Genomic DNA, 12948 nt, shown 5'->3' with positions numbered 1-12948 from the left:
CGCCGGGCATTTATTCCGCCATCCCTCCTAGAGTTAATTTAGCCGGATCAAGTAACCGCTCTAGCGTCGCGCGGTCTAAATCGGTTTCCTCTTCCGCCACATCGATGATCGCACGCCCTTGTTGGTAAGCTTTCTTGGCTACTTCTGCCGCTTTCAAGTAACCAATAACCGGGTTGAGCGCAGTGACTAAAATAGGATTTTTCGCGAGTGCAACATCAAGATTGTCTTGTCTGACTTCAAACGTTGCTATCGCTTTGTCAGCTAACGCTACGGCACTATTCGACAATAACTCAATACTTTCCAATACGTTGTGCGCAATGACTGGCAGCATTACATTAAGCTGAAAGTTACCTGATTGGCCTGCAATCGTAATCGTTGCATCATTACCTATTACTTGTGCTGAGGCCATGGCCGCAGCCTCTGGAATGACGGGGTTTACCTTGCCAGGCATGATAGAAGAACCTGGTTGTAATCCTTGCAACTCAATTTCCCCTATCCCAGCTAAGGGCCCCGAGTTCATCCAGCGAAGATCATTGGCGATCTTCATGATCGCAACTGCGGCGGTTTTGAGCTGTCCGGACAACGCAATGATCGCATCCTGACTGCTGAGATTAAAAAAGAAATTATCACTGGCAGTGAATTGTATTTTTGTCGCCTGGCTTAAATTCGTTGCAAACAACTGGGCAAAGCGTGGATCCGCATTGATCCCAGTACCAACCGCAGTTCCACCTTGTGCCAAAGCTTTCACTGTTGGCAAAGTGTGTTCAATGGCTTGCATAGCGTGCTCAATTTGATATTGCCAGCCGCTCAGTTCTTGGGCAAAGGTTATCGGCATAGCATCCATCAAATGTGTCCGGCCGGTTTTGACTACGTCTTTGAGCGCTTGCTGTTTAGATTGGAGCGTCTCACTTAAATGATTAAGAGCAGGCAGTAATCTTGTTTCAACCGCCAATGTCGAACTTAACTGAATAGCCGTGGGGACCACATCATTACTGCTTTGCCCCATATTGACGTCATCATTTGGGCTTATTGAGGTGCCTAGAATTTCAGAGGCCAGCGTCGCAATGACTTCGTTTGCGTTCATATTGGAGCTGGTGCCAGACCCGGTTTGAAACACATCTACCGGAAATTGTGTGAGGTGTTGCCCATCAATAATGGTCTGCGCTGCGTCAGCGATGGCGTTGGCAATATCTTGTTCAAGTAGACCGAGCTGAGCATTGGTGAGTGCTGCGCTTTGCTTTATGCGGGCTAAGGCTTGGATAAACTCGGTTGGCATCGTGTGACGGCTAAAGGCAAAGTTGTTTACAGCACGCTGAGTTTGGGCTTGATACAAAGCGTTTTCGGGGACTTTTACTTCGCCCATACTGTCGGTTTCAATACGGAAGTTGGTTGTCATGGGGCATCCTGTTTGTTACCAAAAGGTGTTATACCAACCATAGATGAATTATTCGTGGAATGAGGGTAAAAAGCCGACGCTTAGGAATAAACATCGGCTTAAAATGAACGGTGATTTTTATCCAAGGGCGCTATTGGTCTTCCGTAAACAGGGTTTCGTATTTGATGAATGCGGTTTGCGTTTCACCATAATAAAGCGTGCCTTCTGCTTGAATAGCGACTCTTAACCAACTTTCTTCTGATGCAGGTCTTGGCAAGGTAATGTACCAGCTTTGTCCCGTTTGATCGGCAGAGATCATATCAACGGGTTGCCCATCTTTTTCTTGGTCCTTGACGACTGACAGTTTCACGCCTTCAAGAGGGAAAGCAGAATGCAACGACAGGTCGAGTGTGTTGTCAGTCAGACTCTCGGAACGGAACTTCACTTTAAAGTCCCCATTTTCCATATCGCACAAGCCGCTGGTGTAACGACAGTTGGATTTGCTAACTAGCTTATAACTCTCACCTTCTACTGCCGCATGCGGTTTTTCACTTAATGCGATATCAGTGCCGAAATAGGCGATCAAAGAGAGGACAGGGGCAATCAGCAGAGCAATAATTAAATGCTTATTTTTGAACATCTTGGCTTCCTTGCAACAACAGGTTACGAATACGGTAACCGAAAACTTGGAATAAAAAAGCCCCATATGGGGCTTTTGTGGGTTGCGTTATATTTTAGTGGTCGACTGCTTGGCCTGCACCAACAGGGACACGAACGTGTTCAACCAGATCTTTGACTTCTTGTGGTGTTTCCGCAGTTACTTTCGATACTAAGAATGCCACTATGAAGTTAAATAGAGCACCAATTGCACCGAATGCGTTTGGCTCAATGCCTAGGAACCAGTTACTACCCCAGCTTTCTAAATAGGTCCAGTCAGAGACAAATAGAATGCCTTTATGCTGGAATACGTAGAACAGTGTGATACTGATACCGGCAATCATACCCGCAATTGCCCCTTCTTTATTAATGTTCTTGCTGAAGATACCCATCATCAATGCTGGGAAGATGGATGAGGCTGCCAGACCAAACGCTAGGGCCACGGTACCAGCGGCAAACCCTGGCGGGTTCAAGCCCAGATAACCTGCAGCGGCAATTGCGACTGCCATCGATATCCGACTGGCGAGCAGCTCTTTCTTCTCGGAGATATTTGGATTAATAACCCCTTTTATCAAATCATGTGATATGGCCGAGGAAATCGCCAGTAGCAGACCTGCTGCGGTAGACAATGCTGCCGCCAAACCACCTGCTGCAACGAGTGCAATAACCCAGTTTGGTAATTTAGCTATTTCTGGGTTTGCCAATACCATGATGTCGTTATCAACGCGTAGTTCGTTGGTTGCGGCATCGGAGGTGTATTGGATGTTGCCGTCACCGTTCTTATCGTCAAAGCCGAGTAGTCCGGTTGTTTCCCAGTTTTTGAACCAATCAGGACGTTCGTCATATGCTAAGTGCTGACCTGGTGCAGGGTTTACCGTATCCATTAGGTTCAGACGAGCCATCGCTGATACAGCAGGTGCAGTGGTGTAAAGAATCGCGATGAAAATCAGTGCCCAGCCTGCTGATGTACGAGCATCACGTACCTTAGGTACCGTAAAGAAACGGATGATTACGTGTGGTAGACCCGCAGTACCAATCATCAGTGACATGGTGTAGACAAACATATTAAGCGTGTCGCCACGGACTTGGGTGGTGTATTCACTAAATCCGAGTTCGGTCACCACTTGGTCAAGCCGGTCGAGCAGATAGACATCGGTTCCGGTCATAGTACTCCCTAGGCCAATTTGTGGAATAGGGTTACCAGTGAGTTGCAGAGAGATGAAGATTGCAGGGATAGTGTAAGCAAGAATGAGTACGCAATACTGAGCAATCTGCGTGTATGTAATACCTTTCATGCCGCCTAGTACTGCGTACATAAATACGATACACATACCAATCAATAGACCGGTTGAGTAATCCACTTCTAAGAAGCGACCAAATGCTACGCCCACACCTTTCATCTGACCAATAACGTAAGTCACCGATGCGATAATCAGACAGATAACTGCCACGATACGGGCTGTGTTTGAGTAGAAACGTTCGCCAACAAACTCTGGCACGGTAAATTTACCGAACTTACGTAGGTAAGGTGCAAGTAGCAGAGCAAGAAGTACATAACCACCAGTCCAACCCATCAAGAATACGGAACCACCGTAGCCCATGAAGGCAATCAGACCAGCCATAGAGATAAACGAAGCAGCAGACATCCAGTCAGCGGCGGTTGCCATACCGTTGGCAATTGGGTTCACACCACCGCCTGCGACGTAGAACTCTTTGGTCGATCCAGCACGTGCCCAAATGGCGATCCCGATGTAGAGAATAAACGTTGCACCAACCACCAAGTAGGTAATAGTTTTCAAATCCATCTGAGTGACTCCTTACTCATCGTCTACGCCGAATTCACGGTCGATTTGGCGCATCTTCCATGCGTAATAGAAAATAATACCCAGGAAGGCATAGATGGAGCCTTGTTGAGCAAACCAGAAGCCGAGTTTGTACCCGCCTAATTGAAATTGATTGAGTACATCGACAAATAGAATGCCACAGCCGAAGGACACCACGAACCAGATGACCATTAGGCCAATCATGAGCTTCACGTTTTTGTCCCAATAGGCTTTGGCTTTTTCTTCGTTTTCAAATGCCATTGCCGTCTCCTTACGATCGGTATTGTTGATAACGGTATTGTTGTTAAAAAAATGTTTCAATATGTACATTAGCAAGGTGTTGGCAAGAACTCTTTTCAACTTTAGTCGGGGCTTTAAAGTGACAAAATGCTCGTATATTGGTTGGTTAGGTGATAATTGAGGTCATTTGTTGATGTTAAAAAGGTGTTAAATTAGCCAAAAGTCTAAGATGAAATGATATTTCGTGTGATTTATTGTGGTTGGCGTCCCCTTTTTTTCAGCTGAGAACCACGTTGATAGCGATAAACTTTTCGGATCATTGCGTGTTTTGATGCACAATAGCCCTGAAACTAACGAGTTTTCAATTGAATGAGGGTAGGGATGGACGCAAACACTATTAACAGTTTTTTTCTTATCGGTGCACTGTTGATTGCACTGAGCGTGCTTTTAAGTCCTGTGTCTTCTAAGCTCGGAATCCCGATTTTGCTCGTCTTTCTAGTAGTAGGAATGCTCGCTGGAGAGGATGGATTGGGCGGCATTCTGTTTGATAACTATTCCGTTGCTTATCTGGTCAGTAACCTTGCTTTAGCGATCATTCTTCTTGATGGGGGGATGCGTACCCGAGCAGCCAGTTTCCGGGTAGCGCTCTGGCCTTCCGTTTTATTGGCGACCTTAGGCGTAGCCATAACCACTATTTTAACCGGCTTGATGGCGAGCTGGTTATTTGACCTCGATCTGCTGCAAGGTATTCTTGTCGGAGCCATCGTCGGATCGACCGATGCTGCGGCGGTATTCTCCTTACTAAAGGGGCGCAGTTTGAATGAGCGTGTTGGGTCGACACTGGAGATAGAATCAGGCACTAATGATCCCATGGCTGTTTTTCTAACCGTGACTTTGATTGCGATTTTATCGAGTCAGGGAACAACGCTGAGCGCAGGCTTTTTGGCATTGAGCTTTGCGAAACAATTTGGCATTGGTGCATTGTTGGGGTTTGCTGGTGGCTGGGTATTATGGAAAATCATCAACCGTAATCAACTGCCGGATGGCCTGTACTCGATTTTGACCGTCAGTGGGGGATTACTGATTTTTGCTCTCTCCAACAAATTAGGGGGAAGCGGGATCCTGTCCATTTATTTAGTGGGCCTGCTGTTAGGCAACCGTCCAACACGCAGTCGCCACTCTATCCTCCACGTCCTCGATGGTATGACGTGGTTAGCACAAATTGGTATGTTCCTCGTCTTGGGGCTGCTTGTGACCCCGTCCAATTTACTGTCTATTGCGCTGCCTGGCTTGGCGCTTGCTTTCGGGATGATTCTGTTTGCGCGTCCTCTCTCCGTTTGGATAGGTCTATTGCCGTTTAGAAGTTTTACTGCGCGTGAAAAGTGGTTTGTTTCGTGGGTGGGGTTACGCGGTGCGGTGCCAATTATTTTAGCCGTATTTCCGATGATGGCGGGTCTGCCAGATGCGCAACTGTACTTCAACTTAGCCTTCTTCGTGGTCATGGTGTCATTGATTGTCCAAGGTGGCACACTGACCAAAGCAATGTCTCTCGCGAAAGTGGAACTACCTTCTAAACCTGAGCCCATTTCTCGTATTGGGGTGGAGGTGTATCCAACCAGTGAGTGGGAACTGTTTATCTATAAGTTGAAAGCCGATAAGTGGTGTATTGGCGAACCGATCCGCAGTTTATCTATGCCTGAAGGAACCCGTATTGCCGCGGTATTCCGGCATCAGGAGCTCTTGCATCCTTCTGGTAGTACCAAGCTTAAAGAGGACGATACCCTTTGTGTGTTTGCGCAAGAGAAAGATTTGAATGCGTTGAGCCTACTGTTTAGTGAAGCGCCAGAAAAAGCGTCACTGAGCCGATTCTTTGGTGATTTCTTTTTGGATATCGAAGCCAAGTTGTCCGATGTTGCGATGATGTATGGTCTTGATTTGGGAGATAATGGGCTCGATAAAACACTCAAAAGCTTGGTGGAAGAGCAGTTGGGCTCGACGCCAGTCTTAGGGGACCAATTCGAATGGCAAGGCCTGCACTGGATCATTGCAGACGTAGTCGATCAACAAGTCACCAAGGTAGGGTTACGCCTACCGAGTGAGAAAGAAACCGCGGATGAAGAAAACTAAGCTTTAGCTGTTCATTTCAGTCAACATAATGACCGCTTGGGTGCGGTTTTTGACGCCTAACTTGCGGAAAATTGCGGTCATATGGGCTTTGATGGTGGCTTCTGAAACATTGAGTTCATAAGCGATCTGTTTGTTCAGCAAGCCATCGGACAACATGCCTAATACTTTATATTGCTGTGGGGTGAGTGTTGCAATCTTCTCGGCGAGATCATGACAAGCCGCGTTATTAGTTATTAGCCCTTCGGGGAAGTAGGGATCACCGCTAAGCACCTGATTGATCGCATTAACGAGCTCACGCATGTCACTGGACTTCGGAATAAAGCCAAACGCACCATGGCTTTTTACTTGGGTCACGATGGCGGGCTCTTCGCTAGCTGACACCACCACGACGGGTAAATCAGGATACTCAGCACGTAAGTGAATTAAACCTGACATGCCGTTCGCCCCTGGCATCTTGAGATCCAACAACACCAAATCTGGCTCTTCTTCTCTTTCTAGTAAGGCAAGTAGGGCATCAAGTGAATCGGCTTCAAGAAGGTTAGCACCACTGACCGCCATATGAACGGATTGGAATAGCGCATTGCGAAAAAGGGGATGATCATCTGCGATGATGATGGTGTAGGTCGAATCCATGACGTTAAACACTTTTGACTATTTCGTTAAATTTATTATTGTCCAGCTTTGCGGTAACGAACAATATTTATTCGCTAAAAGTCTGAACCAAATCGACTTTTATTAGTGATATTGCATATAGTTGATAGGTTCTAGATCAGAAGTGTGCAGTCGATAACGCCAGTGATACGTGATCTCGTCACTGGCGTTTGAATATTAGAACTGGTTAATGTGCTCTAAAAAAGGTTCCGCCTGCATAAAGCCTGTGATGCGTGCGTTTGAAATATGCTCACCGTTACTATTCCAAAACTCGATGGTCGGCAAGCCAAGCACACTCATGCGTTTCAGTAGTTCGATGTCTTGTGGTTCACTTTTTGTCACGTCCGCTTGCAGTAACACAAAGTTTTGCAGTTTCGCCTCTACATCTGGCTGGTGGAAGGTATACTTTTCGAACTCTTTACATGCCACACACCAGTCGGCATAAAAGTCGAGCATGACTGGTTTACCCGCTTGTTTTGCGAGGGCTAATTGCTGTTCTAGCTCAGAGACGTTTGCAATACGCGTAAAGCTGATTGTCACCGATTGCGATTGGGTTTCGCCGTGACCAAACCAGTAGTTCAGCATGGGCTGAGCGGAAGTCAACAAACCAAGTACCGCAATGATTCCCACCGCACTTTGTTTCCAGCCGCCAAACTCCAGAGTGTTTTTGACATGATATAGCCAACCAAAGGCAGCGATACCCAGAACAGACCAAAGTGTCGTTGACCATATTTCTGGTAAAAGTCGCTCAAGCAAGAAGATTGGCGCCGCGAGTAAAATGAAACCAAACAAGGTCTTAACGCGGTCCATCCATCCACCTGCTTTTGGCAGTAGCTTATTACCAAACACGGCGACTAAAATGAGTGGAATTCCCATCCCCATTGCCAGCGCATACAAAGCAATACCACCAGTAAGCAGATCGCCACTCTGCGCGACATATAACAGGGCACCAGAAAGCGGTGCAGTGGTACATGGAGAACAGACCAGTCCCGAAATTGCACCCATCGCGAAAACACCAGCGCTACTACCGCCTTGCTGTTTATTACTGAGATTGTTCAGCCAAGTTTGTAAGTTTGCGGGCAGTTGCAATGAGTATAAACCAAACATCGACATCGCTAACGCAACGAACATGACACTTAAACCAATCAGAACATAAGGGTGCTGCATGGCCGCTTGAAACTGCATTCCTGCAGACGCAACAACGAGCCCTAATAAGGTGTATGTCAGAGCCATACCTTGTACGTAGACAAGAGACAAGCCGAGCGCACGGCGTTGACTTAATTTTCCGCTGCCCAGCACGATGCTGGTGAGAATAGGATACATTGGTAGAACGCAGGGGGTGAATGCCAGACCAATCCCCAAAGCGAGGAACAGCAATGGTGTCCACCAGTTATCGGCTAAGTTGGCAGCCAGACTGTCTTGTTCTGTGACTGGAACCGAGGTGCGTTTTGAGGATAGTGCACTTTGATTTGATTGTTCGGGACTGCTAGGTTCTGCGTTTGGTTGTGCCGCGCTTGTTGTCGTAGAAGCCGCCTTGACTGCGTTACTATCATTTTGAGAGGCGGAAAACGCACTGATTGAGATCTCGCGGGTTTCCGGCGGGTAACAGAACCCTGCTTTTGCACACCCTTGGTATTGGACCAATAGACGTGCTCCTTGTTGATAGTTTGACAGCGATACTTCGACAAAAAGGGGGTCTGTATAGATGTTTACCTCACCAAAAAACTCATCGGTATAGGGTTCCCCATCGCGCATCGTGATGTCATCAACCGTAACATGCTCCCCAGTGATAGAAATACGTTCTTGATAGAGGTAGTAGTCAGGTTTCACTTGCCAGTCGATCAGTACACGATTGCCCTGTTGGAAGGAGTTCAACGGGAATGCTTCATCAACCGGAACAAATCGGTCTTTGCTTTCAAAGTTCAACGCGGAATTCGTATTGCCAAAAAGGGCGAACGCCGGCATAGAGATAATGGAAAAACAGAGGATTATGAAGGTAAAGACAAAGCGCATAAAAGACATCACTTGAGTTAATTTTTTTCATCTTAACTCATAAAGACAGAAGAAAGGGGCAAGAAGTTTCGGTGACGTTAAAAAATAATCGATGTTATGAACGATGTGAACCACCGATAAGCGGAGAAACAGAAAACGTCTCCGCTTATGTTGGAGCTAAGAGTGAATTATCCATACCCGCAGTATCTAGCTGGGCTGTGAGTATCAGGCGAAGCCCAGGCGTGCTTTTACTACTCGTTCACAAGCGTCAATATGGTTGATATCTTTTGGGATCACCAGCACGGTATCATTGCCGCCAACGGTGCCTAAGATTTCTTGGTGTGGGTCAATATCCACCAGACGAGCGACCAACTGCGCGCTGCCCGGATGAGTTTTTACCACTACCATTGCTTGGTTATGGGTTATAAACTCAATTTGTGATGAAATCGATGACTCGACTCGCACTGGCGCTGTCTCTACGGTAATGCAATACACTTTTTTACCACAGGCATTTTGTACCTTTACGACGCCCAACTGGGACAGCAAACGAGAAACCGTGGATTGACTAATGCCTTTAAAGCCTATATCGACCAGCGCTTCGCGCAGCGAGTTTTGGGTAGAAAAGCTTTGCTGTTGCAGCAACTGCTTACAAGCATCAGTTAGCTTTTTGTCTTCTGCGTAATCTACTGTAGTTGGGGCTAGAGTTTCACTCATTGGAACTCCTTAACTTGACGTAACAACAAATCGTCCATGCAACTAAGGCATACAATCTTCCATTATCTGCCTGTTCTACCTCTACAACGTTTTCCCTATTCACCATGGTGCATTAACGAGGGGCATCGCTTGTTTGGCTTTTATTATGAAAAATGAGTCTATCACCAAAAATATCGTCATTTTGTGGTCAAGGTAAAATTGCTGAATAAATCTCTTGTTCGATATCTTATTTTGGTTATGTGCTGTTTTTTTGAAGTTAAGCTGAAGTTTTGTCCGTAAAGTGTAGTTTATTATTCTTATTATTGAGATGGGCATTATCTCGCAAATGAGAAGAAATGCCCATTTGATACGCGCTTTATCGTGTTGAGAAAATCTTAGCGAACTTCTGCCATGATCTCGCGTGAGAATACCTTTTCACAGTAATGGCATTTAAGGTGCACATTGTCCTGTTTTTGCTGCACTTTAAACTTACTTTCAACTGGCTCGCCGTGCGAAATACAGTTACTGTTCGGGCACACAAACACACTTTCAATGAACTCAGGCAAAGTGAGATTGAGTTTACTAACGACTTTATACTCTTCGATTTGGTTCACGGTTGCTTTCGGAGCATAAAGTGCCAGTTGGTTTGCTTGCTCTTTCGTCAGATAAATGTTCTCTATCTTTATCAGATCTTTTGCGCCCAGTGCAGATGACGGCAAGTTCAGCCCAATTGTGATGCGTTGGTTGGATTTATGCATTTTAAACAGTTTTAAGATCTTAATCCCGATGTTGGCAGGGATATGGTCAATCACAGAACCGTTGCGAATCGCTTCTACTTGTAGTTGAGTTTCTTTTACCATGATATCTCTCCTGCGAATTAAATGGTTTGGTTAAGAACAAGTGCGAGTAAGGCTTCGCGAGCGTATACGCCGTTTTCGGCTTGCTCGAAGTAGTAAGCGTGTTTGGTCTTATCAACATCGGTGGTGATCTCATCAACACGAGGAAGAGGGTGCAATACTTTCATATTGTCACGAGCGCCTTTCAGTGTGTCGGCAGTTAGGATGAACGCGGATTTAATGTGCGCGTACTCCGATTCGTCAAAACGTTCTTTTTGAACACGCGTCATATAGAGAATGTCGAGTTCTGGAGCGACTTCTTCAATGTTGCTGTGCATACTGAACGTGATTCCCGCGTCTTCCAGTTCTTCACAAATGTAATCAGGCATCGCCAGAGCATCAGGTGCGATAAAGAAGAAACGTACATTGTCGAATTTTGCTAACGCTTGTGTCAGGGAGTGCACGGTTCGGCCGTATTTTAAATCGCCAACAAATGCTACGTTGAGGTTGTCCAACGTGCCTTGCGTTTCGTAAATAGAAAACAGGTCAAGCAACGTTTGTGTTGGGTGTTGGTTCGCGCCGTCGCCGCCGTTGACTATAGGGACGCCGTTGGAAAACTCAGACGCCAATCGAGCCGCGCCTTCTTGAGGATGACGCATCACAAACGCATCCACGTATGATGAAATCACTTGTACTGAGTCAGCCAGTGTTTCCCCTTTTTTCGCCAGTGATGTATTACCACCATTATCAAAACCGATCACCGTGCCGCCTAAACGCTGAACCGCCGTTTCGAAGGAAAGGCGTGTACGTGTCGATGGTTCAAAAAAGCAGCTTGCGACGACTTTGTTTTTTAGCAGTTCAGGGTTTGGTTCGGCTTTTAATCGTGCTGCTGTATCAACGATAAGCTCAAGTTCTTCACGGCTGAGCTCTGGGATGGAAATTATGTGCTTGTTAAATAACGAATGCGCCATGATGGTGTTTCCTCGTCGTAAATGACAGACAAAAAAAAGCCCCCTAAAAATAGGAGGCTTCCAAAAAGATGGTTGGAGAAAATGAAACAGCGAACGTCCCTGAGCCAGGGTGCGAAAAATATTCGCGATGCATAGTCAATGACAATTTCATTTTGCTCTCCAAAGATAAATTGCGAAGGATTATACGGACAAAATAACGCCTTGCAAGGGTTTGTTCAAAGTATCCAAAAAATGGATTTTTATGCGAAGATGGCGTTTTTTGTCTTCTTTTTTGCGGACGTTGTAAACACTTGGCTGGTGGCGATACCGCGGCCGTTTGGGATGCTTTTGGATGAAAAAAAATGCGGGTTTTATTCAGAGAGTTTCGAGGATCTCTCTTCCTGCAACCCGCATTCCCTGCAGAACCTATCGCGAGGTTTTCATTGCTCACTCAGAGTTCGAATGTCAGATTCGATTAGTCTCCTAGTGTCGCTACCATGATTGCTTTGATGGTGTGCATGCGGTTTTCTGCTTCATCGAAGACGATAGAGTGTTTAGACTCGACCACTTCATCCGTCACTTCGACACCATCTTTTAGTTGTGGGTATTCTTGTGCAAGTTGCTTACCAACCGTAGTGTCTTCACCATGGAAAGCAGGTAGACAATGCATGAATTTTACATGCGGGTTACCGGTTGCTTTTAGCATGTCCATGTTGACTTGGTAAGGCATCATCAGGTTGATACGCTCTGCCCATGCTTCTTTTGCTTCGCCCATGGATACCCAAACATCGGTGTAAAGGTAGTCACAACCTTGAATGCCTTCTTGCACGTCTTCGGTCAGGGTGATTTTTGCACCGGTTTCTTCGGCAATATCCAGACATTGTGCGACAAGAGACTCTTCTGGCCAGAAGGATTTTGGCGCAACAAGGCGAATGTCCATGCCCATTTTCGCAGCTCCCACCATGAGTGAGTTACCCATATTGTTGCGTGCATCACCTAGGTAAGCGAACTTCATTTCATGCAGTTGTTTACCACGGCCGTGCTCCATCATAGTAAGGAAATCCGCCAAGATTTGCGTTGGGTGGAATTCATCAGTTAGACCGTTCCAAACAGGCACGCCAGCGTATGCGCCAAGCTCTTCAACGATCTCTTGACCAAAACCTCGATACTCAATGCCATCGTACATGCGACCTAGAACGCGAGCGGTGTCTTTCATTGACTCTTTGTGACCAATTTGAGAGCCTGATGGGCCTAAGTAAGAAACTTGAGCACCTTGGTCAAACGCGGCAACTTCAAATGCGCAGCGAGTACGAGTTGAGGTTTTCTCGAAAATCAGAGCAATGTTTTTGCCTTTTAGGCGAGGTTGCTCATAACCATTGTATTTCGCTTTTTTCAGTTCCACTGAAAGATCAAGCAAGTGTTGAATTTCACGTGGAGTAAAGTCTAATAGTTTTAGGAAGTTGCGGTTACGTAGATTGAAAGCCATGATGTTTTCCTTCTTATCGTTTAGCGCTTTCCTGAGTGCAGGGTAAACTGATTTCAAAGTAAATCAGCAAGAAAGCGCATGAAATTAGTCAGTGATTTGGTTTGGTTATGTCCGTTAT

12 protein-coding genes are annotated in these 12948 nt (G+C 46.1%); 1 reads left to right on the top strand and 11 read right to left on the bottom strand.

The window, feature by feature from the left end; translation table 11 throughout:
* Positions 1 to 10: 10 nt before the first annotated feature.
* The 4 genes from ONE56_RS12635 to ONE56_RS12620 form a co-directional block, all read right to left on the bottom strand.
* Positions 11 to 1396: a class II fumarate hydratase gene (locus tag ONE56_RS12635; protein WP_423839959.1), complete on the bottom strand. Its 1386-nt coding sequence runs from the start codon at positions 1394 to 1396 to the stop codon at positions 11 to 13.
* A gap of 130 nt (positions 1397 to 1526) precedes the next feature.
* Complete coding sequence (locus ONE56_RS12630) at positions 1527 to 2015, bottom strand: hypothetical protein (protein WP_041154951.1); 489 nt, start codon at positions 2013 to 2015, stop codon at positions 1527 to 1529.
* A 94-nt stretch (positions 2016 to 2109) separates the two neighbouring features.
* Positions 2110 to 3837, bottom strand: coding sequence for a sodium:solute symporter family protein (locus ONE56_RS12625; RefSeq protein WP_041154952.1), 1728 nt, complete (start codon positions 3835 to 3837; stop codon positions 2110 to 2112).
* A gap of 12 nt (positions 3838 to 3849) precedes the next feature.
* Positions 3850 to 4116 (bottom strand): DUF4212 domain-containing protein, encoded by a 267-nt coding sequence (locus ONE56_RS12620; protein ID WP_041154953.1) that lies wholly within the window; start codon positions 4114 to 4116, stop codon positions 3850 to 3852.
* 360 nt (positions 4117 to 4476) lie between these two features.
* Here ONE56_RS12620 and ONE56_RS12615 point away from each other — a divergent pair, with 360 nt between their 5' ends.
* Positions 4477 to 6222 (top strand): potassium/proton antiporter, encoded by a 1746-nt coding sequence (locus ONE56_RS12615; protein ID WP_331438787.1) that lies wholly within the window; start codon positions 4477 to 4479, stop codon positions 6220 to 6222.
* Positions 6223 to 6225: 3 nt separating this feature from the next.
* Here the strand turns inward: ONE56_RS12615 and ONE56_RS12610 are convergent, their stop codons facing one another.
* The 7 genes from ONE56_RS12610 to ONE56_RS12580 all read right to left on the bottom strand — a co-directional run bounded on the left by ONE56_RS12610 (position 6226) and on the right by ONE56_RS12580 (position 12830).
* Positions 6226 to 6855, bottom strand: coding sequence for a response regulator transcription factor (locus tag ONE56_RS12610; RefSeq protein ID WP_415679471.1), 630 nt, complete (start codon positions 6853 to 6855; stop codon positions 6226 to 6228).
* A gap of 195 nt (positions 6856 to 7050) precedes the next feature.
* The gene (locus ONE56_RS12605; protein ID WP_423840511.1) at positions 7051 to 8838 is read right to left on the bottom strand and encodes a protein-disulfide reductase DsbD; all 1788 of its coding nucleotides are present in this window, start codon (positions 8836 to 8838) and stop codon (positions 7051 to 7053) included.
* Positions 8789 to 8917, bottom strand: coding sequence for a hypothetical protein (locus tag ONE56_RS12600; RefSeq protein WP_423840514.1), 129 nt, complete (start codon positions 8915 to 8917; stop codon positions 8789 to 8791). The genes ONE56_RS12605 and ONE56_RS12600 overlap by 50 nt, the downstream gene beginning before the upstream one ends.
* Positions 8918 to 9090: 173 nt before the next feature.
* Complete coding sequence (locus ONE56_RS12595) at positions 9091 to 9579, bottom strand: arginine repressor (protein ID WP_041154954.1); 489 nt, start codon at positions 9577 to 9579, stop codon at positions 9091 to 9093.
* 374 nt (positions 9580 to 9953) lie between these two features.
* Entirely contained in the window at positions 9954 to 10418 is a 465-nt protein-coding gene (gene pyrI, locus ONE56_RS12590; protein ID WP_331438784.1) for an aspartate carbamoyltransferase regulatory subunit, read from the bottom strand.
* A gap of 17 nt (positions 10419 to 10435) precedes the next feature.
* A complete protein-coding gene (pyrB, locus tag ONE56_RS12585; RefSeq protein ID WP_041154957.1) occupies positions 10436 to 11365 on the bottom strand; it encodes an aspartate carbamoyltransferase in 930 nt (309 codons plus the stop codon).
* 454 nt (positions 11366 to 11819) lie between these two features.
* Entirely contained in the window at positions 11820 to 12830 is a 1011-nt protein-coding gene (locus ONE56_RS12580) for an ornithine carbamoyltransferase (protein WP_041154959.1), read from the bottom strand.
* Positions 12831 to 12948 lie beyond the last annotated feature (118 nt).

The organism is Vibrio mytili (assembly GCF_049563345.1).
In the GTDB taxonomy this organism is placed as follows: Bacteria; Pseudomonadota; Gammaproteobacteria; order Enterobacterales; family Vibrionaceae; genus Vibrio; species Vibrio mytili.
Note: the sequence above shows the minus strand (reverse complement) of the source record. Positions and strands in the feature narration are given on the sequence as shown.